Consider the following 24,019-nt stretch of genomic DNA (forward strand, 5'->3'; position numbering starts at 1 on the left):
ACACCGTGAGAGAGCTTCGCATCAGGGTGCTGGCAGGCGTGTTCGTCGTCGCCGGAGTGCTCTCCTGGGCGGGCGCCCGCCTGTGGAGCGCGCTGGGCACCCTTCCCAGCGTCCCGCTGGCCGCCCCCATCGTCCTCGCCGTGATCGCGGTGATCCTCCTCGCCACGGCCCTGTCGATCCGCGCCCGTCTCAAGGCCCAGCGCGAGCGCCGCCCCGACGCCAAGGGCGTGGACCCGCTGATGGCGGCCCGCGCGGTCGTCTTCGGCCAGGCCAGCGCCCTGGTGGCCGCTCTCGTCGCGGGCATGTACGGCGGCACGGGGGTCTTCCTGCTGGAGTCCCTCGACATCCCCGCCCGCCGCGAGCAGGCGATCTACGCCGGCTTCTCGGTGCTGGCCGGGTTCGCCGTCATAGCGGCCGCCCTCTTCCTGGAGCGTGTGTGCCGCCTCCCGGAGGACGACGAACACGACAACGGCGCAACCACGACGGCATAGCAACAGCGCCCGGCTCGCAACGGCCCAGGGCCGCTCCGATCCGCGACGGCCGCCTCCGAGGCGGCCGTCGAGAGCGACCCGGAACCGCCCGGAGACCGGGCCGCGAGGCTCGGCCCGGGTCGCCGCTGCGGTGTCAGCGCGCCATGATCAGGCTCATGGCCTCGGTGCGGGTGGCCAGGTCGCGCAGCTGTCCCCGCACGGCCGACGTGATCGTCTTCGCCCCGGGCTTGCGCACGCCCCGCATGGACATGCACATGTGCTCGCACTCGACGACCACGATGACCCCGCGCGGCTCCAGGATCTCCATCAGCGAGTCGGCGATCTGCGTGGTGAGCCGCTCCTGGACCTGCGGTCGGCGGGCGTAGACGTCCACGAGCCGGGCCAGCTTCGAAAGTCCGGTGATCTTGCCGTCGACGGACGGGATGTAACCGACGTGGGCGACCCCGACGAACGGCACCAGGTGGTGTTCGCAGGAGCTGAGCACCTCGATGTCCTTCACCAGGACCATCTCGTCGTGCCCCAGGTCGAACGTCGTCGTCAGCACGTCCTCGGGCTTCTGCCACAGCCCCGCGAATATCTCCCGGTACGCCCGCGCCACCCGGGCCGGAGTCTCCTTGAGCCCTTCACGGTCCGGGTCCTCACCGACCGCGATGAGGAGCTCGCGCACGGCGTTCTCCGCGCGCTTCTCGTCGAACTCGCCGATGGAGCCCTCGCCGTCGAGCGTCACGGGGTCGGTCATCTGAAGCCTCGTTCCTGTACCTGTCATGCGTGCGTGCGGGCGGGCCACCGCGTCTCACTTGCGGACATCCCGAAATGCCGCGCCCCCCAAGGCTAGAACCTTGGGGGACGCGGCATCCATTCCGGGCCTGGTGAGGCCACCGGGGACGGCCGGGAGGGTCAGCTCTCCGGTCGGTCCTCCGTGACCGGTTCCGTCGCCGGCGCGGACTCCGCGGCGGTCGACTTCACGGTGCTGATGGCCGGCGTGGCGCCGTTCGCGCCGTTCGTCAGTGCCAGCTCCTTGGGGGAGAGCACCGGCGGACGGGTGGACGGCGTACGGCGGGAGGAGCCGGTCCAGGCGGGCCGCGGCGGCCGCTTGACGATCGTGGCGAAGACCTCCGCGATCTCCTCCTTGCCGAGCGTCTCCTTCTCCAGCAGCTGGAGCACCAGGTTGTCGAGGACGTCGCGGTTCTCGACCAGGATCTCCCAGGCCTCGTTGTGCGCGTTCTCGATGAGCTTCTTGACTTCCTCGTCCACCAGGGCGGCGACCTCTTCCGAGTAGTCGCGCTGGTGAGCCATCTCACGGCCGAGGAAGGGCTCGGTGTTGTCGCCGCCGAACTTGATCGCGCCGAGCCGCTCGGTCATGCCGTACTGCGTGACCATCGCGCGGGCGGTGGCCGTGGCCTTCTCGATGTCGTTCGCGGCGCCCGTGGTCGGGTCGTGGAAGACCAGTTCCTCGGCCGCGCGGCCACCCAGCATGTAGGCGAGCTGGTCGAGCATCTCGTTGCGCGTGGTCGAGTACTTGTCCTCGTCCGGGAGCACCATCGTGTAGCCGAGGGCGCGGCCGCGGGACAGGATCGTGATCTTGTGGACCGGGTCGGAGTTCGGCGAGGCCGCCGCGACCAGGGCGTGACCGCCCTCGTGGTACGCGGTGATCTTCTTCTCCTTGTCCGACATGATCCGGGTCCGCTTCTGCGGGCCCGCGACCACACGGTCGATCGCCTCGTCCAGCATCAGGTTGTCGATCAGCTTCCGGTCGCTGCGGGCCGTGAGCAGCGCGGCCTCGTTCAGGACGTTGGACAGATCGGCACCCGTGAAGCCGGGGGTGCGGCGGGCGACGGCGGCCAGGTCGACGTCGGGCGCGACCGGCTTGCCCTTCTGGTGGACCTTGAGGATCTCCAGGCGGCCCTGCATGTCGGGCCGGTCGACCGCGATCTGGCGGTCGAAGCGGCCGGGGCGCAGAAGGGCCGGGTCGAGGATGTCCGGGCGGTTGGTGGCGGCGATCAGGATGACGCCACCCTTGACGTCGAAACCGTCCATCTCGACGAGCAGCTGGTTCAGCGTCTGCTCGCGCTCGTCGTGACCACCGCCGAGGCCGGCGCCGCGGTGGCGGCCGACCGCGTCGATCTCGTCGACGAAGACGATCGCCGGGGCGTTCGCCTTGGCCTGCTCGAACAGGTCACGCACTCGGGAGGCACCGACACCGACGAACATCTCGACGAAGTCGGAACCGGAGATCGAGTAGAAGGGCACGCCCGCCTCGCCCGCGACGGCGCGCGCGAGCAGGGTCTTGCCGGTGCCGGGAGGGCCGTACAGCAGTACGCCCTTGGGGATCTTGGCGCCGACCGCCTGGAACTTCGCCGGCTCCTGGAGGAACTCCTTGATCTCCTGGAGCTCCTCGACGGCCTCGTCCGAGCCCGCGACGTCCGCGAACGTCGTCTTCGGGGTGTCCTTGGTGATGAGCTTCGCCTTGGACTTGCCGAAGTTCATGACCCGGGAGCCGCCGCCCTGCATCTGATTCATCAGGAACAGGAACACGACGACGATGAGCACGAACGGGAGCAGGGAGAGCAGGATGCCGAGGAAAGCGTTCTGCTTCGTCGGGGTGACGGTGTAGCCGTCGGGGATCTGCTTGTCCTGGTACTTGGTCTGCAGCGTGTTGGCGATGGTCACGCCCTGGTCGCCGATGTAGCTCGCCTGGATCTTCGAGCTGCCGTCGACCTTCACGCCGTCCTTGAGCGAGACCTTGATGGTCTGCTCGTCACCGGTGGTGATCTTGGCCGACTCGACCTTGTTGTCGTTGATCGCCTGGACGACCTTGCCGGTGTCCACCGTCTTGTAGCCGCCGGACGAGCCGACGACCTGCATCAACACGACCACGGCAAGGACGGCCAGCACGATCCACATGACCGGCCCACGGAAGTATCGCTTCACGTCCATCCATACGGAGCGGTGTCGCCCCGTCCCTCCTGCCATAGTGAGTTTGATAAGACAGTTCTTCTGACGGTACCCCAGCATTGTGGACCGAAGCCGCACGGGACGGCTGGCGATCCGTCTGCCTGCTCCAACGGCGCGAGGCCCGCTGGGGTTCCCGATCGTCCTGGTGAGCTTGGTCCTACTGGCTCAGCCGCCGTAGACGTGCGGCGCGAGAGTACCCACGAACGGCAGGTTGCGGTACTTCTCGGCGTAGTCGAGGCCGTAGCCGACGACGAACTCGTTGGGGATGTCGAAGCCGACCCACGCCACGTCGATGGCGACCTTGGCGGCGTCCGGCTTGCGCAGCAGCGTGCACACCTTCAGGGAGGCGGGCTCACGCGAGCCGAGGTTGCTGAGCAGCCACGACAGGGTCAGGCCGGAGTCGATGATGTCCTCGACGATCAGGACGTGCCGGCCCTTGATGTCGGTGTCGAGGTCCTTGAGGATCCGCACCACACCGGAGGACTGGGTGCCCGCCCCGTACGAGGACACGGCCATCCAGTCCATGGTGACGGGGGTGGACAGCGACCGGGCGAGGTCGGCCATGACCATCACCGCGCCCTTGAGGACGCCGACGATCAGCAGGTCCTTGCCCGCGTACTCCTCGTCGATCCTCGCGGCCAGCTCGGCCAGCTTCGCGTCGATCTCTTCCTTGGTGATGAGTACCTCTTTGAGGTCGGCACCCATGTCTTTCGCGTCCACCCGCATCACTTTCGGTCGGTCGTCCCACCGGCTGCCCGGCCCCTGCCCGAAGGGGAGGCCGGCCGTCTCCCCGAGGGGGGAGATTCAGCCTTGCCGGATCACCAGTCTGCCACCCTGCCGCTGGGCGACGACCCGGCCCGGGAGGTTGATGGCTCCCTGACCCCGCCAACCGGTGATCAGCCGGTCGACCTCCTCGATGTGGCGGGCGAACAGCGAACCGGCCGGAGCGCCCGCCTCGATGGCCGCACGACGCAGGATCCGGCGGCGTACGGCGGGCGGCAGGGCGTAGAGCTTGGCGCACTCCAGCAGGCCCGTCGCGTCGCGTACGGACGCCTCGGCCTGACTGGCCCAGGCGTCGAGGGCGTCGGCATCGTCACGGGAGAGCTGGGCCGTACGGGCGAGGGCCTCGACGACTCCCTTGCCGAGGGCCTTCTCCAGGGCGGGCAGGCCCTCGTGGCGCAGCCGGGAGCGGGTGTAGGCCGGATCGACGTTGTGCGGGTCGTCCCAGACGGGCAGCGACTGGGCCATGCAGGCCTTGCGCGCAGTCTGCCGGTCGAGCTGGAGGAAGGGCCTGCGGTAGCGGCCGTCGGCCCCCGAGACCGCGGCCATCCCGGACAGGGACCGGATGCCGGAGCCCCGGGCGAGCCCCAGCAGGACGGTCTCGGCCTGGTCGTCGCGGGTGTGGCCGAGCAGGATCGCGGCGGCGCCGTGGCGGTCCGCGGCGGCGTCGAGGGCGGCGTAGCGGGCGTCGCGGGCGGCGGCCTCGGGCCCGCCCTCGCGGCCGACGGTCACGGCGACGGCCTCGACCGGGTCCAGGCCGAGTTCGCGCAGCCGCAGCACGACCTCGTCGGCGCGCAAGTCGGAGCCGGGCTGGAGGCCGTGGTCGACGGTGACGCCGCCGGCGCGGATGCCGAGCTTGGGCGCCTCGAAGGCGAGGGCGGAGGCCAGCGCCATGGAGTCGGCACCGCCGGAGCACGCGACCAGCACGACCGGCGGTGCGGTGCGCTCGTGCGGGGCGCGGGCGGCGCTCTGGGCCGGGACCTGGTCGGAGTACCGGCCGGGGGCCTGGTCGACGGAGCCGGGCACTTCGGCGGCCGCGAGCGGGCCCGCGGCGGAGGGCGTGCCGGTGGCGGCGAGCGTGCCGGTGGCGAAGGGCGTGCCCGTGGCACCGGTGGCGTCGTCGGCGCCGCTGGTGGTTCTGTTGAGTTCGATGAGGATGTCGTGGAGGACGCGGCGGACCGCCAGGCGTATCGCCGCGACCGCAGGATGGGGACCCATGTCCGGTTCCCTTCATGAAGTTTTCGGGAGTGAGCCCGAGGTTCGGTCACTCAGAGTGTGTCGATGGTGACAGAACCGGGCCGTTCCCCGAGCATTGCACGCCTACGCATGGCTCACGGTCCCTCGGACGGGTGATTGGAGGGGCATTCGCCTGCCGTCGGCCGGATTCCTCTCCCGGCTCCTGCGTGTCGTCCGCGACCCATGGACCGGCCCTCGCCGACGGGGTTCAGGAGTCGGTCCTGCGGTGCACCCGCGCGACCCAGTCCCCCGGTTCGGCGATCTCCGCCTTGGTCGGCAGGGTGTTGGGCGACGTCCACACCCGGTTGAACCCGTCCATGCCGACCTGGTCCACCACGGCCCGCACGAAACGCTCGCCGTCCCGGTACTGCTTGAGCTTGGCGTCCAGGCCCAGCAGCTTGCGCAGCGTGGTGTCCAGGCGCGAGGCGCCCTTGGCGCGGCGCTGCTGGAACTTCTCGCGGATCTCCGCGACGCTCGGCACGACCGAGGGCCCGACCCCGTCCATCACGAAGTCGGCGTGCCCCTCCAGCAGGGACATCACGGCGGTCAGCCGGGTGAGGATCTCCCGCTGGGCCGGGGTCTGCACCAGTTCCACCAGGGAGCGGCCGCCGTCGTCCTCCTCGCCCTCGGGCCGGCCGCCGGCCAGCGACTGGGCGGCCTCCCTGATGCGCTCCAGGAAGGTCATGGGGTCGACGTCGGTCTCCCCCAGGAAAGACTGGATCTCACCCTCCACGTGGTCGCGCAGCCAGGGCACCGCGGAGAACTGGGTGCGGTGCGTCTCCTCGTGCAGGCACACCCAAAGGCGGAAGTCGTGGGGCTGTACGTCGAGTTCCCGCTCCACGTGCACGATGTTCGGCGCGACGAGCAGCAGCCGGCCGCCGCCGGCCGGCCCGGCCGGCAGTTCGCGGGTGGCGGGGGCGAAGGTCTCGTACTGGCCGAGGACCCGGGAGGAGAGGAACGACAGCAGCATGCCGAGTTCGACGCCGGTCACCTTGCCGCCGACCACGCCCAGGACCGCGCCGCCGGGGCTGTTGCCGCGCCGGTCCTGCATCTTGTCGAGCAGCGGCCTGAGGATCTCCCGGAACCCGGCGACGTTCGCCCGGACCCAGCCGGGGCGGTCGACGACGAGCACGGGGGTGTCATGGACGTCTGCGGTGCCCATCCGGGTGAAGCCCCGGACGTGTTCCTCCGCGGCCTTGGCGTGGCGGCGCAGCTCCGCGACGACGGCCCGGGCCTCGTCGCGGCTCACCTCGGGGCCCGGCCTTACGAGCCGGGTCGCGGTCGCCACCGCGAGATTCCAGTCGACCATCCCAGTAGATGCAGCACCACCGATGCTCGTCATGGCTCAACGGTACGTGAGCGTTCCCGTCGCGGGCAGGCCTCGAAGCGGTGTCCGCGGGCCGCGGCGCGCCGGGCGGCACCCGGCGCCGTGCGGTCCGGTTCAGCCGCAGCCGCACGCGGCGAGCGCGGTCGCCGTCCGGTCCAGCGCCGACTGGGCCGCCGCCGGATCGGTGGTGTCCGCGGTCAGGAAGGCGAAGGCCAGCAGTCGGCCGTCCTCGTCGACGACCGTGCCGGCCAGCGTGTTGACGCCGGTCAGGGTGCCGGTCTTGGCCCGTACGACGCCGGCCGCGCCGTCGCTGTAGCGGGCGCTCAGGGTGCCGGTGAAGCCGGCCACCGGAAGGCCGGTGAGGACCGGGCGGAGTTCGGGGTGGGCGGGGTCACCGGCCTTGACCAGCAGGGCCGTCAGCAGGTCCGCGGTCAGCCGGTCGTCGCGGTTCAGACCGCTGCCGTCCTTGAACTCGGCGCCCGCCAGGGGCAGTGCGAGCTTCTGGAGCTGGGCGCGGATCGCCTTCCCGCCCCCGGCGAAGTCGGCCCGTCCGCCGGTCGCGACGGCGGTCTGGCGGGCGAGCGCCTCGGCGATGTCGTTGTCGCTGTTGGTCAGCATCCGCTCGACGACGGCGGACAGCGGCGGCGAGGAGACGGTGGCGAGGGACTCGGCGCGGCCGCTCGCCTTGGACGGGCCGGGCGAGGTCGTCGCGATCCCGGCGGAGTTGAGGAACTCACCGAACCGGCGGGCCGCGTCGGCCGCCGGGTCGGCCACCCGGGCCACCGGGCCGTGCGTCGAGTCGTCCGTGCGGCCCTCGTCGGCCATCAGGGCGCTGACCTGGGCGATGTTGTCGTTGACGCCGATCGGGTGCTGCGCGGGACCGGCGTAGAGGGTCGTGTCGTACGACAGCGTCACCTGGCGCAGGCCGCGCTTCTTCAGGGCGGCGGCGGTGTCGGCGGCGAGGGCGCGCAGGCTCGCCCAGCCCTCCTCGTCGTCCGCGCGGGCCGTCAGGGTCGGGTCGCCGCCGCCGACCAGGACGACCTCCTTCGTGCCCGGTTCGAGGGCGGTGCGGGTGGTGAAACGGTGGTCGGCGCCCATCGCGGAGAGCGCGGCGACGGCGGTGGCGATCTTCGTGGTGGAGGCGGGGGTCAGCGCGTCGTCGGCCCCGGTGCCGTACAGGCGCCGGCCGGTGCCGAGGTCGACGACGACGGCGCTGTGCCGGCTGCCGAGCGCCTGGTCGTCCAGGAGCGGGTCCAGTACGTCGGCCACGGACTTCGCGCCCGGCTGCGACTTCACGGCCGTCACGCCGACGGTGAGGCCGGTCAGCACCGACGGGGCGCTGGGCGCGGGCCGGGGCCCCCGGGCCTGCGCACCGGACGTATCGGACTTACGACCGTGATCTGCGCCACCCGTGCCGTCCAGGGCGACTGCCCGGTCCCGCTCGGCCGTACGCTGACCGGTGGCGTCCCAGGGCCCGGCGGCGCTCACCACGACGGCGGCCAACGCCAGCCCGGCGGTGGCCGCACCCGCGGTGTACTGCCAGGTCTTCGGCCTGACGGGCCGCGTGACCTGCGGTTTCACGGCCTGTGCCAGCCGCGCGACCCGCGGCCTCACGGCCGTCGCGACCCGTACGAGAGGCGGCTTCACGGCCGTCACTGCTCGCACGAGACGCGGTCGGACGGCGCCCGCGATCCGCACCACATGCGGCCTCGCGGCCTGCCAAGGCCTCAGCTCGGGCACGACCACCAGCCCCTTTCGCGATCACACACCTGCGTGAGGGACACTTAATCACCAGAACTATGTGCTGATCATGGAGGAGCCACCGGTGGAGTTCGACGTCACGATCGAGATCCCGAAGGGTTCGCGGAACAAGTACGAGGTGGACCACGAGACCGGTCGGATCCGACTGGACCGTCGGCTCTTCACCTCGACCAGTTACCCGGCCGACTACGGCTTCGTCGAGAACACTCTCGGCGAGGACGGCGACCCGCTCGACGCGCTGGTCATCCTGGAGGAGCCGACCTTCCCCGGCTGCCTCATCAAGTGCCGTGCCATCGGCATGTTCCGGATGACCGACGAGGCCGGCGGCGACGACAAGCTGCTGTGCGTCCCGGCGTCCGACCCGCGGGTGGAGCACCTGCGCGACATCCACCACGTGTCGGAGTTCGACCGCCTGGAGATCCAGCACTTCTTCGAGGTCTACAAGGACCTGGAGCCCGGCAAGTCCGTCGAGGGCGCCGACTGGGTCGGCCGCACCGAGGCCGAGGCCGAGATCGAGCGGTCCTACAAGCGCTTCGAGGACCAGGGCGGCCACTGAGTCCCCTGCCGTCCACGGGCCGTACGCTCACGCGTGCGGCCCGTCGGCATGTCTGTGCGCATACTGGGGCTGGGAAAGGCGTCGTTCAGGGAGCGTTGCGTCAGTGACGGAAGCGGAGGACCGCAAGCCGCAGTCGGACGAGGCGAGGGGCACGTACGAGTCGGAGATCACGTCCGAGTTCGCGATTCCGGAGGGCCTCGCGGTCCCCAAGGGCGGTACGGAGTCGGAGACCACGTCCGAGTTCGCCGTCCCCGACGGGCTGGACGTGGCGCAGGCGGCGGCCGGGGAGTCGGAGGGCTCGGCCTTCAGCACGCCACGGACCTACAGCGCCCGCAGCGCCCCGCCCGCCTTCACCCCGCCGGTCGGCGTCCCCCTGGTCAACCTGACCAAGGACGTCCCCTGGCAGGACCGGATGCGCACGATGCTGCGCATGCCGGTGGCCGAGCGGCCCGCGCTGGAGACGGCGCGCAAGGCCGAGGAGGTCGCGCCCGCCGTCCCTCGCGTGCTCGACCTGACCCTGCGCATCGGTGAACTGCTGCTGGCCGGCGGCGAGGGCGCCGAGGACGTGGAGGCCGCGATGTTCGCGGTGTGCCGCTCCTACGGCCTGGACCGCTGCGAGCCGACGGTCACCTTCACCCTGCTGTCGATCTCGTACCAGCCGTCGCTGGTGGACGATCCACTGACCGCCTCGCGGACCGTGCGCCGCCGTGGCAGCGACTACACCCGGCTGGCGGCCGTCTTCCAGCTCGTGCACGACCTGAGCGACACCGACAGCCACCTCTCCCTGGAGGAGGCCTACCGGCGGCTCGCGGAGATCCGCCGCAACCGGCACCCGTACCCCACCTGGGTGCTGACCTCGGCCAGCGGGCTGCTCGCGGGCGCCGCCTCCGTGCTCGTCGGCGGTGATCTGCTGGTCTTCGTCGCGGCCGCGCTCGGCGCGATGCTCGGCGACCGGCTGGCCTGGCTGTGCGCGGGACGCGGGCTGCCGGAGTTCTACCAGTTCACGGTGGCCGCGATGCCGCCCGCCGCCATAGGGGTCGCGCTGACGCTGGCGCACGTCGACGTGAAGGCGTCCGCGGTGATCACCGGTGGGCTGTTCGCGCTGCTGCCGGGGCGGGCGCTGGTCGCCGGGGTCCAGGACGGCCTGACCGGTTTCTACATCACCGCGGCCGCGCGGCTGCTGGAGGTCATGTACCTGTTCGTCGGCATCGTCGTCGGCGTGCTGGTGGTGCTGTACTTCGGCGTGAAACTGGGCGCCCAGCTCAACCCCGACACGGCGCTGAGCGTCTCCGAGCGGCCGGTGATCCAGATCGGCGCGTCCATGCTGCTGTCGCTGACCTTCGCGGTGCTGCTCCAGCAGGAACGGTCCACCGTGCTGGCGGTGACCCTCAACGGAGGCGTCGCGTGGTGTGTGTACGGCGCGATGCACTACCCCGGCGGTATCTCCCCGGTCGCCTCCACGGCCGTGGCCGCGGGCCTGGTGGGGCTGTTCGGGCAGCTGCTGTCCCGGTACCGGTTCGCGTCGGCGCTGCCGTACACGACCGCGGCCATCGGCCCGCTGCTGCCCGGTTCCGCCACGTACTTCGGGCTGCTGGCGATCGCCCAGAACAACGTCGACAAGGGCGTGGTGTCGCTGACGAAGGCCGCCGCGCTCGCGATGGCCATCGCCATCGGCGTGAACCTGGGGTCGGAGATCTCCCGGCTGTTCCTGCGGGTGCCGGGCGGCACCACCGGGGGGCGGCTGGCGGCGAAGCGGACCCGCGGCTTCTGACCACCGCGCGGCCGCCTCGCGTGTTCCGGGCCCGCAGGCCCGCGGCGGACCTCAGCCCTGGTCGTACGGGTACTGACCGCCCTGCTGGTAGTCCTGCGGGTAGTCCTGCTGCGAGCCGTACTGCCGGCCGCCGTAGCCCTGGCCCTGCGGGTGCTGCTGGGCATGGGGCTGAGGCTGGCCGTAGGGCTGCTGCTGGGGCTGCTGAACCTGACCGTACGGCTGCTGAACCTGACCGTACGGCTGCTGGGGCTGGCCGTACTGCCCGTCGTAGCCCTGGCCCTGCGGGTGCTGCTGGGCGTAGGGCTGCCGGTGCTGGGGCTGGCCCTGGTACTGGTCGTAGCCCTGGTCCGCGCCCTGGTCGTAGTACCCGTCGTGGCCGGGCTGCTGGTTCTGGTGCTGGTGCTGCTGGGACCGGTCCGCCGACGGGATGCGGCGCAGCTGGGTCGTCGCGTCGTCCATGGCCGGGGTCTGCTGCCCGAAGGCCTGCTGCGGGAACTCCGGATCGGCCGGAACGTCCGCGGCCGCACGCTTCTCCTTGCGGGCCTTCAGGACCTCGATGATCACCGGGACCACGGAGATGAGCACGATCAGGACGAGGATGGCCTCGACGTTGTTCTTGATGAGGTCGATCTGGCCGAGGAAGTAACCCGCGACCGTCACGCCCGTACCCCACAGGGCGCCACCGACCACGTTGTACGTGAGGAACGTGCGGTACTGCATGCGGCCGGCGCCCGCGATGATCGGGGCGAAGGTCCGCACGATCGGCACGAAGCGGGCCAGCACGATGGCCTTGGGACCGTAGTTCTCGACGAACTCGTTGGCCTTCTCCAGGTTCTCCTGCTTGAAGAGCTTGGAGTCGGGCCGGCTGAAGAGCTTCGGCCCGAAGAACTTGCCGATCAGGAAGCCGACCTGGTCGCCGAGGACGGCCGCGGCCACGATCAGCGTGCACACCAGCCACAGCGGCTGATGGATCCACTTGCCGTCCGCGACCAGCAGACCCGCCGTGAACAGCAGCGAGTCGCCGGGCAGGAAGGCGAACAGACCCGACTCGGCGAAGACGATGACCAGGATGCCGATCAGCCCGAAGGTCGAGATCAGGTAGTCCGGGGTAAGCCACTCGGGGCCGAGGGCGAGGGTAGTCACGGGTTCCGGGCTCCTGAGAAGGGGGAGGGCGGTCGGTGCGGCGGCGGGGCCGCCCAAAACTATCAACGCTACGCCATGGGACCAGGTTCCCAGGGCTTCCCACAGGATGCACTGTGCGTCGGCCTGGTCAAAGCTGTGAACATGGGCATCGACGAATACGGCGGCGGTCAGCAGCCACAGGCGGCGGTTCTGGTCGTGACCACGAACGACGTACCCGGACACCGTGTCGAGCAGGTCATCGGCGAGGTCTTCGGGCTGACCGTGCGCTCCCGGCACCTGGGCAGCCAGATCGGCGCCGGTCTGAAGTCGATGATCGGCGGTGAGCTCAAGGGGCTCACCAAGACGCTCGTGGCGACCCGCAACCAGGCCATGGAACGGCTGGTGGAGCAGGCACACGCGCGTGGCGCCAACGCGGTGCTGGCGTTCCGCTTCGACGTCACGGACGCGGCGGACGCGGGCACCGAGGTGTGCGCCTACGGAACGGCGGTGGTCCTGGCCCGGGAATGAGACCGGGCCAGGACCACCGGCCCGCCGCCCGGGCGGCGGGCCGGGCCGGGACCACGGACTCCTCAGGCGGTGTGCCGGGCCGCGTTCGCGACGATCGCGTCCCGCAGATGCTCGGCGAGACCCGGCCGCATCGAGTCGTAGAAGGCCTTGAAGCGCTCGTCGGCGACGTACATCTCGGCGAGGCCCTGGTGCATGTCGTACGGACACTCGTAGAACCAGGTGCAGATGTGCAGCCGGTGCTCCTCGGCCATGTCCATGGCCCGCTCGCCGTCCGACGGCTCGTCGGCGGCCATCAGGGCGGCGTAGCGCTCGCTCCAGTCGGCCACCTCCGCCTTCATCCGCTTCCAGTCGTCCTTGGTGTAGCGGGCGGCACGGCGCTGCGACTCGGCGTACGCGCGCGTGCCGCCCCAGCGCTGCTCCGCCTCCTCGGCGTACTGCTCGGGGTCCTTGTCGCCGAAGACCTCGAACCGTTCCTCGGGTGTCAGGCTGATGCCCATCTCGTTCGCCTCCATGGCGTGTTCCACGGCCGCGGCCATCTTTCGCAGCTTCTCGATCCGGGCGGTCAGCAGGTCGTGCTGCCGGCGCAGGTGTGCGCGCGGGTCCGCGGCCGGGTCGTCGAGCAGGGCGGCGACCTCGTCGAGCGGAAAGCCGAGCTCCCGGTAGAACAGGATCCGTTGGAGCCGGTCGAGGTCGCCGTCGCCGTAGCGCCGGTGACCCGCCTGACTGCGCTCGCTGGGCACGAGCAGACCGATGTCGTCGTAGTGGTGCAACGTGCGCACCGTGACGCCGGCGAACCCCGCGACCTGTCCCACGGAGTAGCTCACTTTCCGCTCCTTTCGTCGGTACGCGCTCCACGGTGCGTCCTGACGTGACGTGAGGTGCAAGTCCGTTCCCCGGTCGGCCCGCCTCCTGCCCGCCCGGGGCGCACCCGGCTCCGCGCGCCCCGCATGCCCTGTTCGGGATGTTTGAGATGTGACGTCCGCTTATGGTGAGCGCGTGGCCCAGGACTCCGCGCAGCAGGCGCCCGACACCTCTCCCGCGGCCCCGCCGCGCGCCCTGTTACCGCTGATCCTGCCCGCCCTCGTCGTGGGTGTGGTGAGCAGCCTGCTGTTCGTCGGCGTGAGCGTCGGGGCCGAGCAGCTCCAGGGCGTCCTGTGGGGGAACCTCCCCGACGCCCTGGGGATCGGCCGCTACTCGGTGCTGTGGATCTTCGTCATGCTCTTCGCGACCGGTGTCGCGGTCGGTCTGGTGGTGTGGAAGGTCCCCGGGCACGCGGGGCCCGACCCGGCCACCATGGGGCTGAACGCGCCCGCGCTGCCGCCCGTGGTGCTGCCCGGCCTGCTGCTGGCGGCGGCCCTGATGCTCGCGGGCGGGCCGAGCCTCGGCCCGGAGAACCCCATCATCGCCGTCAACGTCGGGCTCGCCGTGTGGCTCGGCCGCCGGTTCCGGCCCGGGTCGCCGGAGCCGCTGTGGCCGGCGCTGGCGGAGGCGGCGACGCTCGGCGCGCTGTTCGGCACGCCGGTGGCCGCCGCCCTGGTCATCTCGGAGGCGCTGGCCGGCACGCGGACCACGGGCCAGCTCTGGGACAACATCTTCGCCCCGCTGGCCGCCGCCGCGGCCGGCGCCCTGACGACCGACCTGGTCCACAAGGCGACCTTCGACCTGCATCTGCCGCCGATCGCCGAGCCGACCGCGGGCGACGTGCTTGCGGCGGCCGTCGTCGCGTCGGTGGCCGCGCTGCTCGGCATGGCCGCGGTCCACGCCTTCCCCCACCTCCACCGTGCCTTCCAGCGGCTGCGGCACCCGATGCTGATGATTCCGGCGGGCGGGCTCGTCCTCGGGGCGCTGGGGGCGCTGGGCGGGCCGCTGACGCTCTTCAAGGGGCTGGACCAGATCGCGGAGCTGGCCCGCGACCCCGAGGGCTGGTCGGCCGGGCAGTTCGCCCTGATGACCGTCGTCAAGCTGGCCGCCCTGACCGTCGCCGCGAGCTGCGGCTTCCGCGGCGGCCGGATCTTCCCGGCCGTGTTCGTGGGGACCGCCCTCGGGCTGTGCGCCCACGCCCTGGTGCCCGGCGTCCCGCCCGCCCTGGGCGTGGCGTCGGGCGTGCTGGGCATGCTCCTGGCCATCACCCGGCAGGGCTGGGTGAGCCTGTTCACCGCCGCCGTCCTGGTGGCCTCCCCCGTCATCCTCGCGCTGCTGTGCATCGCCTCGCTGCCGGCCTGGCTGCTGGTGACAGGACGCCCGCAGATGCAGCTGCACAAGGACGGCACCCCGATCCGCTGAACCGTTTCCCCGTCTGGAGGCACGTCCATGGCTCTGCATAAGGGTCCCGAGAAACAAGAACAGCGCCCGATGTCGGTCAACCCGTTCTTCGGCGAGGCGAACCCCGTCGGCGGCATGACCGAGGCGCCGCCCACGCACCGGCTCCCGGACAGCCCCCTGCCCCCGCAGACGGCGTACCAGCTGGTGCACGACGAACTGATGCTGGACGGCAACTCCCGGCTGAACCTGGCCACGTTCGTCACCACCTGGATGGAACCGCAGGCCGGGGTGCTGATGGGGGAGTGCCGGGACAAGAACATGATCGACAAGGACGAGTACCCGCGCACCGCCGAACTGGAACGGCGCTGTGTGGCGATGCTCGCCGACCTGTGGAACGCGCCGGACCCGTCGGCCGCCGTGGGCTGTTCGACCACGGGCTCCAGCGAGGCGTGCATGCTCGCCGGGATGGCGCTGAAACGGCGCTGGGCCAAGCGCAACGCCGACCGCTACCCGGGAGCGCGCCCGAACCTCGTCATGGGCGTCAACGTCCAGGTCTGCTGGGACAAGTTCTGCAACTTCTGGGAGGTGGAGCCCCGACTGGTCCCCATGGAGGGCGACCGCTACCACCTCGATCCGCAGGCGGCGGCCGAACTGTGCGACGAGAACACCATCGGGGTCGTCGGCATCCTGGGCTCCACCTTCGACGGGTCCTACGAGCCGATCGCCGACCTGTGCGCGGCCCTGGACGCCCTCCAGGAGCGCACCGGCCTCGACGTCCCGGTGCACGTCGACGGCGCGTCCGGCGGCATGGTGGCACCCTTTCTCGACCCGGACCTGGTGTGGGACTTCCGGCTGCCCCGGGTGACCTCGATCAACACCTCGGGGCACAAGTACGGCCTGGTCTATCCGGGCGTCGGCTGGGCCCTGTGGCGCGACACGGAGTCCCTCCCCGAGGAACTCGTCTTCCGGGTCAACTACCTGGGCGGCGACATGCCGACCTTCGCCCTGAACTTCTCCCGGCCCGGCGCCCAGGTCGTCGCGCAGTACTACACGTTCCTGCGGCTGGGCCGCGAGGGCTACCAGGCTGTGCAGCAGACCACCCGGGACGTGGCCACCGGCCTCTCCGCGCGCGTGGCGGAGCTCGGCGACTTCCGGCTGCTGACCCGCGGCGACCAGCTGCCCGTCTTCGCCTTCACCACGGCCGACGACGTCAAGGCGTACGACGTCTTCGACGTCTCCCGGCGGCTGCGCGAACACGGCTGGCTGGTGCCCGCCTACACCTTCCCGCCCAACCGCGAGGACCTGTCGGTGATCCGGGTCGTGTGCCGCAACGGCTTCTCGGCGGACCTGGCCGAACTGTTCCTGGAGGACCTGAACCGCCTGCTGCCGCAACTGCGCCGGCAGCCGCATCCGCTGACGCAGGACAAGGAGAAGGCCACCGGGTTCCACCACTGACCCGCGGCCGGGCGGGCGGGACGGTCCCGCCGCCCGGCCGCGGGCCCGGCGGGCTCAGCCCCAGGACGTGCCCTGCTCCTGCGCGACCAGTTCGAACGCCGTCTTCCCGTCCAGCGACTCCCGGATGATGTCGGCGTGACCGGCGTGCCGGGCGGTCTCGCGGATCAGGTGCAGGGCCAGCCAGCGCATGGAGACCCGCCCATCCGGCGGGAACCAGGGGTCGGCGGGGAGCGCGAAGGAGTCGTCGAGGCTCGGCACCTCGCGCAAGAACTTCTCCGTCTCCGCGGCGACTTCCTCCCAGTACGCGAGCTGCGCGGCCAGGGTCTCGCCTTCGGCCAGCGCGAAGCACTCGTGCCAGTTGGACTCGTCGCGCTTGACCGCGGGCGCCTCGCCCTTGGCCCGGGCGACCCAGCCCTGCTCGACCTCGGCGACGTGCTTGACCAGGCCGGACAGCGACAGCTCACTCGCGCTGGGGCGGGAGCCCGCCTGCTCCTCGGTCAGCCCGAGCACCGACCGCCGGATGCCGCCGCGCTGCTCCGCCAGGAAGGAGAGCAGTGCTCCGCGCTCGTCGCCCTGCGCCTCGGCTCGCACGTGAGTGACCATGACCGGCTGCCTTTCCTCGGTGCGGCGGGGAACTCCTCCCCGCCCGACACCGACGAAGCTACGAGCCCTTGCGGTCAGCTTCTGTCCTCGATGCGCCGACCCGGCCGAGAAAGACCCGGGAACCACCGGGAAGCAGCAGAGCGGCGGGAGGGCCGAGGGCCTGGAACGGGAGGACCGAAGGTCTAGAAGGGGAACGTGCTGCGCCCATGCTGCACGGAGATCCACTTCAGGGTGGTGAAGGCGTCCAGCGTGGTCTCGCCGTTCAGCCGGCCGATCCCGGAGTGCTTCTCGCCGCCGAAGGGGACGAGCGGCTCGTCGTGGATGGTGCCGTCGTTCACATGGAACATGCCGGTGTCGACCCGCTTGGCGAAGGTGACACCCCGCTCCACGTCCGCCGTGTGGACGGCGCCGCTCAGACCGTAGGGCGTGTCGTTGACGATGCGGATCGCCTCGTCCTCGCCGTCGAACGGGACCAGCAGGGCGACCGGGCCGAAGATCTCCTTGTGCAGGAGGGAGGAGTCGGCGGGCACGTCCGTGAGGACGGAGGGCTCCACCAGGTTGTCGGTCGTCCCACCGCGTACGAGGACCGTGGCGCCCTCGGCGACGGCCTGGTCGACGGCTGCGGAGATGGCGTGCGCCTGGAGGGAGTTGATGACCGGGCCGATGACCGTCTGCGGATCGCTCGGGTCACCGGTCTTCAGGGTGCGCACCTTGGCGACGAACTTCTCGGTGAACTCCTCCGCGACCGAGCGGTCCACCAGGACCCGGTTGGCGGCCATGCAGACCTGCCCCTGGTCGACGTACCGGCTGAAGACGGCCGCGTCGACCGCGTAGTCGACGTCGGCGTCGTCGAGGACCACCAGGGCGCTGTTGCCGCCGAGTTCGAGGACCGTGCGCTTGAGCTGGGCGGCGCAGACGGTGGCGATGTGACGGCCGACCTTGTCGGAGCCGGTGAAGGAGATGACCTTCGGGACCGGGTGCTCGATGAAGGCGTCCCCGATCTCGGCGATGTCCGTCAGGACGACGTTCAGCAGACCGGCCGGCAGACCCGCGTCCTCGAAGATCTTCGCGATCAGTGTGCCGCCGACGACCGGGGTGTCCTGGTGCGGCTTGAGGACGACCGCGTTGCCGAGGGCGAGCGCGGCGGCGACCGACTTGATGGACAGCAGGAAGGGGAAGTTGAAGGGACTGATGACGCCCACGACGCCGACCGGGACGCGGTAGAGGCGGTTCTCCTTGCCCTCCACCGGGGAGGGCAGCAGCCGGCCCTCGGAGCGCAGCGTCAGCTGGGCCGCCTCGCGCAGGAACTCCTTGGCGAGGTGGAGCTCGAACCCGGCCTTGAGCCGGGTGCCGCCGAGCTCGGCGGTGATCGCCGCGGTGATCTCCTGCTCGCGCTCCTCGACGAGTCTGAGCGCACGGTCGAAGATGTCCCGGCGGGCGTACGGGTTGGTGTCGGCCCATGCCCTCTGGGCTCTGGCGGCCGCGCGATAGGCCTGATCGACCTCGTCGATGGTGGCTATCGTGATCGAGGCCAGCTTCTCGCCGTCGTAGGGGTTGAAGTCGATGATGTCCCAGGAGCCGGTACCGGGGCGCCATTCACCGTCGATGTACTGCATGGCCAGGTCGGTGAAACAGGACGACATGTGATCCTCAATCCCCTTGCCGCCGAAGCAGTCGGGGCAGACACCCGGTCGACCCCCGATCGACCGTCGGTCTGATCACACGTCATCGTACGTGCGAAGCAGGCGAGTTGGGGTGATCGAGACGGGATACGCAAGAGCGCACGGCAAGGTCGAGGGTTATCCCTAAGGCGGCTTCGGTCCCTAGGACAGTTGCAGCAGCCCCCGCAGCAGGTCCCTGCTCTCGTCCGGGCCGGGGCTGTCCTGCTGGAGCTCCTTCAGCGCGTGCTCGTACTGGGCGACGTCCTCGCGCTTGTCCAGATACAGCGCACTGGTCAGCTGCTCCAGATACACGACGTCCGACAGATCGGACTCGGGGAAGCTGAGGATCGTGAAGGCGCCGGACTCGCCGGAGTGCCCGCCGAAGCCGAACGGCATGATCTGGAGCCGCACGTTGGACCGCTCGGAGATCTCGATGAGGTGCTGGAGCTGGTCGCGCATGACCTCGCGGTCGCCGTAGGGGCGGCGCAGGGCGGCCTCGTCCAGCACGATGTGGAAGTCGGGGGCGTTCTCGGAGAAGAGGTACTTCTGCCGCTCCAGGCGCAGCGTCACGCGCCGTTCGACGTCAGCCTCGCTCGCGCCCGTCATACCGCGCCGCACGACCGCGCGGGCGTACGCCTCGGTCTGGAGCAGGCCGTGCACGAACTGCACCTCGTAGGCGCGGATCGCGGACGCGGCGCCCTCAAGGCCCACATAGGTGGGGAACCAGCTGGGCAGCACGTCGGAGTAGCTGTGCCACCAGCCGGCGACGTTGGCCTCGCGGGCGAGGGCGACGAGCGAGGCGCGCTCCGCCTCGTCCGTGATGCCGTACAGCGTCAGCAGGTCCTCGACGTCCCGCGTCTTGAAGCTCACCCGGCCCAACTCCATCCGGCTGATCTTGGACTCGGAAGCGCGGATGGAGTAGCCCGCGGCCTCACGGGTGATCCCGCGCGACTCGCGCAGCCGCCTGAGTTGCGAGCCGAGCAGCATGCGCCGCACCACCGATCCTGGCTCTCCCGCGCTCACGTTCGCCAGCCTCCCCAACGTCCTTAGGCGCCGAAGTCTGCCACTAAAACACTCCGAGCAGTACTCGCCCGATTACAGAGATGGAAATAAGGCAACGCATGTGCACAGGAAGGAGCAAGCAGAGGACAAGGGAGTGGCGGGGCCAGGCCGAGAAGATGGCGGAAAAAATGGCCAAGAAGCGGTACGGGCGGGTCCAATTCGGTCACGTGCACGTGCATCTGCCCTTGCATCTGCTGTGCGCATCCGAAACCATGGTCCCGCGCCACCGCTGCATCGCAACGACCGCGAATTCCCGGGAGTGCCTCGCATGGGGACGAATGGATCGACCATGCTCGAGCCGTTACGGCAGGGCCTTCCGCCGCTGGATCCCGCGGCCGTGTCCAGCGCCGCCTCCTGCGCCCTGCCGGCCCGTTACGAGGCCGTGGGCGAGGCCAGACGCTTCACGCGCAGAACCCTCGACCAGTGGGCGATAGAGGAACGCTTCGACGACGTCTGTCTGGTCGTCTCCGAACTCGTCACCAACGCCCTGCGCCACGCGCTGCCGAACGGCACCGCCTGCGACCGGGAACAGCACCCGCCCGTGCGGCTGCATCTGATGCGCTGGACCGAGCGACTGGTGTGCGCGGTGCGCGACCCCAGCCACGAGAGCCCCGCGACCCGCCCCGCGGACGACTTCTCGGCGGAGTCGGGCCGCGGTCTGTTCCTGGTGGACTCCTTCAGCGACGGCTGGGGCTGGCACCCGCTGGCGGGCACGCTCCACGGCAAGGTGGTCTGGGCGCTGTTCCATCTGCCGCCCCCTGCGCAGTAGCGAACCGCGGCGCTTCCTGGCGCCGCGGTTCTACGCGCGTTACGTATGAAATGCACGCTACGGGCTTTACGTGCGCCGCAGGTGTCGCGAAGGGGTGCGTGTCCCCGGCCGCTCCCGGCCCGGACCGTCAGCCGACGATCAGATGGTCGAACTCCCCGTCCTTGATGCCGAGCAGCATCGCCTCGATCTCGGCCCGCGTATAGACGAGGGCGGGACCGTCCGGGAAACGCGAGTTCCGTACCGCCACATCGCCGCCCGGCAGCCGGGCGAACTCCACGCAGGAACCCTGCGAGTTGCTGTGTCGGCTCTTCTGCCAGGCCACCCCGTGCAACTGTGTGGCCGCCATGCCGTTGTACACGTCGTACCCCCCGTCAACATCGTGGTCCACAGGTCGCTCCCAGGTGGTGCACTGGCTGGTGTGGCCAATTGATGCAGTAGTCAACTGCCCTGGATCATAGCTCTGTTCATGTGCAGATGCATGGGCAGATGCACGTGCACGCGGGGTGGTCTCGCGATTACAGCTTTGACGACCCCTTTACCGAAGTCGTTACGGCATGTGCCCCGAAGTCGGCGGGGCATTCGCACATGCACTACAGACAGACGCGCGGCGAGGCCGCTGTGTTCCACCATCCACATGATCGTCCGATGGACAGGATGACGGATCGGCATCGGTCCCGCGGACGGACACCGTCCGTTCTCTGGCGTAGTCGTGGCGTTCCCGTTCTACGACACCGGGACCGCGCGGACTCGACGCCAGGCCCGGGCGCGCGACGGCCGGAACCACTGGTCCCCGCGGATGACCGGGGAGTCCTCCCCCGGTGCGGGCCAGGGCATCGGATCCGGCGCGGCGTACGAGTCCGCTCTTCGCCGGATGCGCGGCCGTCCGGCGCGCGGACACGGCTGGACGAGGGCCACGGATCTCCTCCGGCGGGCGGATCCGGTGCCCGTACGTCGACCGGCGGTGCCGTTCCGGACGGCGCGTCGGCGACGCGTCACGGGACACCGCGTTCCGGCCGCGGGGTTCCACGGTTTCGGCCACGGAGGCGGGGGTTCCAGGCGACGGCGGAGGCCGAAAAGACGCGTCCCGGAGGCCCCCTGATAGCTTGCTGCGGTCCTCCCGGCCCGCGGGCCGGCCGGCTACTGCTTGGGAGTTTCCAGTGACTTCGGCGACCTTCTCCCGACCTTCGCACGGCGCGGCGCGCGGGGCCTCCCGCCGGTGGGTGCGGCTCGCCGCCCTGGGTGCCGGGCTCACGGGGGTGCTCGCGCTGAGCGCGTGCGGCGGCGGTGGCGGCTCCACGGACGAGTCCTCGGCGAGCCCGACGGCAACGGCGACCGCGGACACCGGGGGTACCGGGGGTACCGGCAAGGCGACCGCGGCCGCCGACGCCCTGGAGGGCAGCTGGCTCGCCACGACCGACGGCCAGGCCGTGGCCCTGGTCGTCACCGGCAAGCAGGCGGGCCTCTTCGCCACCGGCGGCAGCGTGTGCAGCGGCACCGCGGGCGAGGAGGCCGGGATGCGGATGATCCACCTGAAGTGCACGGACGGCAGCGGCAAGCGGGCCACGGGGATGGTCGACTCCGTCAACAGGACGACGCTGAAGGTCACCTGGCAGGGAGATCTCGGCAAGGAGACATACACCAGGTCGGAGGGCGGACAACTGCCCTCGGGACTGCCCACGGCAAGCCTGGGATCCTGAGAAAAACGGGGTCGCGCGACGGGACCACCGGTCCATGCGTGATGATCCAGGGGCACCGACACGACCTCAGGGGAACTCATGCGCGCCTTGCCCATCACCGTCACCGCCCTCGCCGCGGCACTGCTGCTCACCGCGTGCGACAGCGGCGGCGGCACCAGTGACGACAAGACCGCCGCCGGCGGCGGCGCCGTCGACAGCGCGTGCGCGTTCGGCAACGTCGACATGGAGATCGGCCCCGTCAACGCCGCGCCGGCCACCGGCGACACCGGCAACGTCTCCGTCACCGTGACCAACACCAAGTCCGAGTGCACGCTGAACGGCTTCCCGACCGTCACCCTCGGGTACGACAGCACCTCCGCCACCGTCCCGCACGACGAGGCCGCGCAGGCGCAGAAGCTGACCCTCGCCAAGGGCGCGACCGCCTCCTTCACCCTCACCTACGTACGGGGCGAGGCGGGCGGCGCCAAGAGCTTCCCGGCCGACGTCATGAAGTCCCGCCTGCCCGGTGACGACGCCGCAGCCACCCACAGCGTCGACTGGACGTACGGCGATGTCGCGCTGAAGGACGGCACGGACAAGCCGGACGTCACGGTGAGCGCCTTCCAGCAGTCCGGCGACTGACGGCGGCGGACGCCGGGCGTCGGGTCAGGGCAGCCGGGGCCGGGAGCCCATCCGGGCCCGGTCGGCCGCCTCCATGCCCTCGGTCCAGCCCGCCTCGTCGCTCACCCCGCGCAGCCTGGTCGTCACCGTCTGCGGGAACATGCGGTCCGTGGCCGAGGAGACCGCGACCTCGCGGGAGGCGAGGACGGGCAGCAGGTCGTCCGTCACCTGCGTCTTCGCCGCGGCCGTCAGACGGCTGCCGATGCGATGGGCGTACGCGGCGAGGAACGACTGCCGGAAGGTCTTGGTCCGCTTGCGGCCGCCCGCGCGCTGGGCCGCCTCCGCCCGGGTCATCGCCGTGGTGGCCTGCACGAGCAGCGAGGTGTACAGGAGTTCGACCGACGTCAGGTCGGCCTCGAACCCGACGACCGTGGAGAAGCCGAGAGGTTCGTTCCACACCGCCCGGCAGTGGTTCGCACCGGCCACCGCGTCCAGCAGCACCGCCTTGGCCTGCTCGTACGGCGGCTCGACCCCGATCCGGCAGGCGCCCGGGGCGTCGGGGGCCGGCGCGCGGGCGGCGAGCAGCGCCTCGTCGACGCTGTGCCGGGCCATGAGCTCCTGGGCCTTGGCGCTCAGCGCCTCCGCCTCCTCCGGGAACCCGGTCGCCTCCGCCTTGGCCAGCAGCGCGCGGATCCGGCCGAGCATCCGGGTGTCGGACCCGGTCCCGGCCTGTCGCCGTACGGGCTGCGCCAGCGGCTCCAGTGTGGGCAGCCGCAGCAGCAGGCGGTACAGCTCCAGGACCGCACCCGCCCGCGAGAAGCGGTCGGTGCCCGACGGAGCGCCGACGGCGGCCAGCTCGTCCAGCTGCGCCGCCCAGCGGGGATCGCGCGGACCGTCCGCGGGCGCCTGCGCCCGGATCAGCGCCACGCACAGGCGCAGGTGTACGTCGTCCAGCTCGCGGCGCACATAGCGCACGAGGTCGGCGGGCTGCCAGCCGCGCCGCCAGGCCGTCGCCACGAACTCCCTGCCCCGGGCGTCGAGTTCGGCGTCGGCCGCGGGGTCCGACGCGAGCAGCGAGGCGCCGGTGTCGAGGGCGGTGTCGGTGGCGTCGTAGAGGGAGGCCTCGAAGGCGCGCTCCACGGTGCTGGTCGTACGGCTCACCCGTCGATCGTGCCACGAGGTCCCGCGGCGTCGAAGCCGCCCGTGTCTCAGCCCCCGAAACCCGGTCGCCCGGGGTTCCGCGCGGAATCCAGCATGGCCGCCATGGTGAACACATCCTTGTACGCGGCGTTCCTCGTCACCGCCTTAGCGCTCTGCGTCACCCCCGGCCCCGACATGATGTTCATCGTCGCGATGGGCGGGCGGGGCCTGTCTCTTATACAC

Annotated in this window: 22 protein-coding genes; 9 read left to right on the plus strand and 13 right to left on the minus strand. The window is 70.9% G+C overall.

Translation table 11 applies throughout. The features are described 5' to 3' along the window. Positions 1-5 precede the first annotated feature (5 nt). Complete coding sequence (locus FNH09_RS14170; protein ID WP_162468568.1) at positions 6-491, plus strand: DUF3180 family protein; 486 nt, start codon at positions 6-8, stop codon at positions 489-491. Positions 492-624: 133 nt separating this feature from the next. Here FNH09_RS14170 and folE read toward each other — a convergent pair whose 3' ends face one another. From folE to dacB, 6 genes are all read right to left on the minus strand, one after another. Then, positions 625-1,230 (minus strand): GTP cyclohydrolase I FolE, encoded by a 606-nt coding sequence (gene folE / locus FNH09_RS14175; RefSeq protein ID WP_152887743.1) that lies wholly within the window; start codon positions 1,228-1,230, stop codon positions 625-627. A 158-nt stretch (positions 1,231-1,388) separates the two neighbouring features. Continuing rightward, positions 1,389-3,428: an ATP-dependent zinc metalloprotease FtsH gene (ftsH, locus tag FNH09_RS14180; protein WP_152887745.1), complete on the minus strand. Its 2,040-nt coding sequence runs from the start codon at positions 3,426-3,428 to the stop codon at positions 1,389-1,391. Positions 3,429-3,611: 183 nt separating this feature from the next. Beyond that, complete coding sequence (gene hpt, locus FNH09_RS14185; protein WP_152887790.1) at positions 3,612-4,172, minus strand: hypoxanthine phosphoribosyltransferase; 561 nt, start codon at positions 4,170-4,172, stop codon at positions 3,612-3,614. A gap of 78 nt (positions 4,173-4,250) precedes the next feature. Next, a complete protein-coding gene (gene tilS / locus FNH09_RS14190) occupies positions 4,251-5,444 on the minus strand; it encodes a tRNA lysidine(34) synthetase TilS (RefSeq protein WP_152887747.1) in 1,194 nt (397 codons plus the stop codon). Between the two features lie 226 nt (positions 5,445-5,670). Further along, a complete protein-coding gene (locus FNH09_RS14195; protein WP_152887749.1) occupies positions 5,671-6,804 on the minus strand; it encodes a zinc-dependent metalloprotease in 1,134 nt (377 codons plus the stop codon). A gap of 99 nt (positions 6,805-6,903) precedes the next feature. Beyond that, positions 6,904-8,535, minus strand: coding sequence for a D-alanyl-D-alanine carboxypeptidase/D-alanyl-D-alanine endopeptidase (gene dacB, locus FNH09_RS14200; RefSeq protein ID WP_162468569.1), 1,632 nt, complete (start codon positions 8,533-8,535; stop codon positions 6,904-6,906). Between the two features lie 79 nt (positions 8,536-8,614). Between dacB and FNH09_RS14205 the strand changes: the two genes are divergently transcribed. Continuing rightward, complete coding sequence (locus FNH09_RS14205; RefSeq protein WP_162468575.1) at positions 8,615-9,106, plus strand: inorganic diphosphatase; 492 nt, start codon at positions 8,615-8,617, stop codon at positions 9,104-9,106. Between the two features lie 103 nt (positions 9,107-9,209). Further along, entirely contained in the window at positions 9,210-10,877 is a 1,668-nt protein-coding gene (locus tag FNH09_RS14210; RefSeq protein ID WP_162468570.1) for a threonine/serine exporter family protein, read from the plus strand. A gap of 51 nt (positions 10,878-10,928) precedes the next feature. Here the strand turns inward: FNH09_RS14210 and FNH09_RS14215 are convergent, their stop codons facing one another. Then, on the minus strand, positions 10,929-12,020 hold the full coding sequence (locus FNH09_RS14215; protein WP_162468571.1) for a VTT domain-containing protein: 1,092 nt from the start codon (positions 12,018-12,020) through the stop codon (positions 10,929-10,931). Between the two features lie 141 nt (positions 12,021-12,161). Between FNH09_RS14215 and FNH09_RS14220 the strand changes: the two genes are divergently transcribed. After that, positions 12,162-12,527 (plus strand): YbjQ family protein, encoded by a 366-nt coding sequence (locus FNH09_RS14220; protein ID WP_152887759.1) that lies wholly within the window; start codon positions 12,162-12,164, stop codon positions 12,525-12,527. A 62-nt stretch (positions 12,528-12,589) separates the two neighbouring features. Here the strand turns inward: FNH09_RS14220 and FNH09_RS14225 are convergent, their stop codons facing one another. Next, positions 12,590-13,351 (minus strand): TipAS antibiotic-recognition domain-containing protein, encoded by a 762-nt coding sequence (locus tag FNH09_RS14225; RefSeq protein WP_162468572.1) that lies wholly within the window; start codon positions 13,349-13,351, stop codon positions 12,590-12,592. Between the two features lie 172 nt (positions 13,352-13,523). Between FNH09_RS14225 and FNH09_RS14230 the strand changes: the two genes are divergently transcribed. Both FNH09_RS14230 and gad read left to right on the plus strand, forming a co-directional pair. Continuing rightward, complete coding sequence (locus FNH09_RS14230) at positions 13,524-14,810, plus strand: ion channel protein (protein WP_162468573.1); 1,287 nt, start codon at positions 13,524-13,526, stop codon at positions 14,808-14,810. A 27-nt stretch (positions 14,811-14,837) separates the two neighbouring features. Further along, a complete protein-coding gene (gad, locus tag FNH09_RS14235; RefSeq protein WP_152887763.1) occupies positions 14,838-16,244 on the plus strand; it encodes a glutamate decarboxylase in 1,407 nt (468 codons plus the stop codon). Positions 16,245-16,298: 54 nt separating this feature from the next. Here gad and FNH09_RS14240 read toward each other — a convergent pair whose 3' ends face one another. From FNH09_RS14240 to FNH09_RS14250, 3 genes are all read right to left on the minus strand, one after another. Next, a complete protein-coding gene (locus tag FNH09_RS14240; RefSeq protein WP_152887765.1) occupies positions 16,299-16,847 on the minus strand; it encodes a DinB family protein in 549 nt (182 codons plus the stop codon). Positions 16,848-17,029: 182 nt separating this feature from the next. Continuing rightward, positions 17,030-18,490: an aldehyde dehydrogenase family protein gene (locus FNH09_RS14245; RefSeq protein WP_152887767.1), complete on the minus strand. Its 1,461-nt coding sequence runs from the start codon at positions 18,488-18,490 to the stop codon at positions 17,030-17,032. A gap of 180 nt (positions 18,491-18,670) precedes the next feature. After that, entirely contained in the window at positions 18,671-19,495 is an 825-nt protein-coding gene (locus FNH09_RS14250) for a helix-turn-helix domain-containing protein (RefSeq protein WP_152887794.1), read from the minus strand. A 343-nt stretch (positions 19,496-19,838) separates the two neighbouring features. Here FNH09_RS14250 and FNH09_RS14260 point away from each other — a divergent pair, with 343 nt between their 5' ends. After that, the gene (locus FNH09_RS14260) at positions 19,839-20,339 is read left to right on the plus strand and encodes an ATP-binding protein (protein ID WP_152887771.1); all 501 of its coding nucleotides are present in this window, start codon (positions 19,839-19,841) and stop codon (positions 20,337-20,339) included. A 127-nt stretch (positions 20,340-20,466) separates the two neighbouring features. Here the strand turns inward: FNH09_RS14260 and FNH09_RS14265 are convergent, their stop codons facing one another. After that, on the minus strand, positions 20,467-20,727 hold the full coding sequence (locus FNH09_RS14265) for a DUF397 domain-containing protein (RefSeq protein ID WP_338017569.1): 261 nt from the start codon (positions 20,725-20,727) through the stop codon (positions 20,467-20,469). 769 nt (positions 20,728-21,496) lie between these two features. Here FNH09_RS14265 and FNH09_RS14270 point away from each other — a divergent pair. Next, on the plus strand, positions 21,497-22,036 hold the full coding sequence (locus FNH09_RS14270; RefSeq protein WP_338017570.1) for a hypothetical protein: 540 nt from the start codon (positions 21,497-21,499) through the stop codon (positions 22,034-22,036). A 78-nt stretch (positions 22,037-22,114) separates the two neighbouring features. Then, positions 22,115-22,657, plus strand: a complete 543-nt coding sequence (locus FNH09_RS14275; RefSeq protein ID WP_152887774.1) for a DUF4232 domain-containing protein — start codon at positions 22,115-22,117, stop codon at positions 22,655-22,657. A gap of 24 nt (positions 22,658-22,681) precedes the next feature. Here FNH09_RS14275 and FNH09_RS14280 read toward each other — a convergent pair whose 3' ends face one another. Further along, positions 22,682-23,797 (minus strand): DUF2786 domain-containing protein, encoded by a 1,116-nt coding sequence (locus FNH09_RS14280; RefSeq protein ID WP_162468574.1) that lies wholly within the window; start codon positions 23,795-23,797, stop codon positions 22,682-22,684. Positions 23,798-24,019: the final 222 nt, after the last annotated feature.

The organism is Streptomyces adustus, assembly GCF_009377175.1.
Classification (GTDB): domain Bacteria; phylum Actinomycetota; class Actinomycetes; order Streptomycetales; family Streptomycetaceae; genus Streptomyces; species Streptomyces adustus.

Bases quoted from the DNA above. Each gene is read 5' to 3' on its own strand.
- FNH09_RS14260 (WP_152887771.1), top strand. From the start codon at position 19,839: ATGGGGACGAATGGATCGACCATGCTCGAGCCGTTACGGCAGGGCCTT.
- FNH09_RS14220 (WP_152887759.1), top strand. From the start codon at position 12,162: ATGGGCATCGACGAATACGGCGGCGGTCAGCAGCCACAGGCGGCGGTT.
- folE (WP_152887743.1), bottom strand. From the start codon at position 1,230: ATGACCGACCCCGTGACGCTCGACGGCGAGGGCTCCATCGGCGAGTTC.
- FNH09_RS14250 (WP_152887794.1), bottom strand. From the start codon at position 19,495: ATGCTGCTCGGCTCGCAACTCAGGCGGCTGCGCGAGTCGCGCGGGATC.
- tilS (WP_152887747.1), bottom strand. From the start codon at position 5,444: ATGGGTCCCCATCCTGCGGTCGCGGCGATACGCCTGGCGGTCCGCCGC.
- FNH09_RS14240 (WP_152887765.1), bottom strand. From the start codon at position 16,847: ATGGTCACTCACGTGCGAGCCGAGGCGCAGGGCGACGAGCGCGGAGCA.
- FNH09_RS14195 (WP_152887749.1), bottom strand. From the start codon at position 6,804: ATGACGAGCATCGGTGGTGCTGCATCTACTGGGATGGTCGACTGGAAT.
- hpt (WP_152887790.1), bottom strand. From the start codon at position 4,172: ATGCGGGTGGACGCGAAAGACATGGGTGCCGACCTCAAAGAGGTACTC.
- FNH09_RS14275 (WP_152887774.1), top strand. From the start codon at position 22,115: ATGCGCGCCTTGCCCATCACCGTCACCGCCCTCGCCGCGGCACTGCTG.
- ftsH (WP_152887745.1), bottom strand. From the start codon at position 3,428: ATGGACGTGAAGCGATACTTCCGTGGGCCGGTCATGTGGATCGTGCTG.
- FNH09_RS14245 (WP_152887767.1), bottom strand. From the start codon at position 18,490: ATGTCGTCCTGTTTCACCGACCTGGCCATGCAGTACATCGACGGTGAA.
- gad (WP_152887763.1), top strand. From the start codon at position 14,838: ATGGCTCTGCATAAGGGTCCCGAGAAACAAGAACAGCGCCCGATGTCG.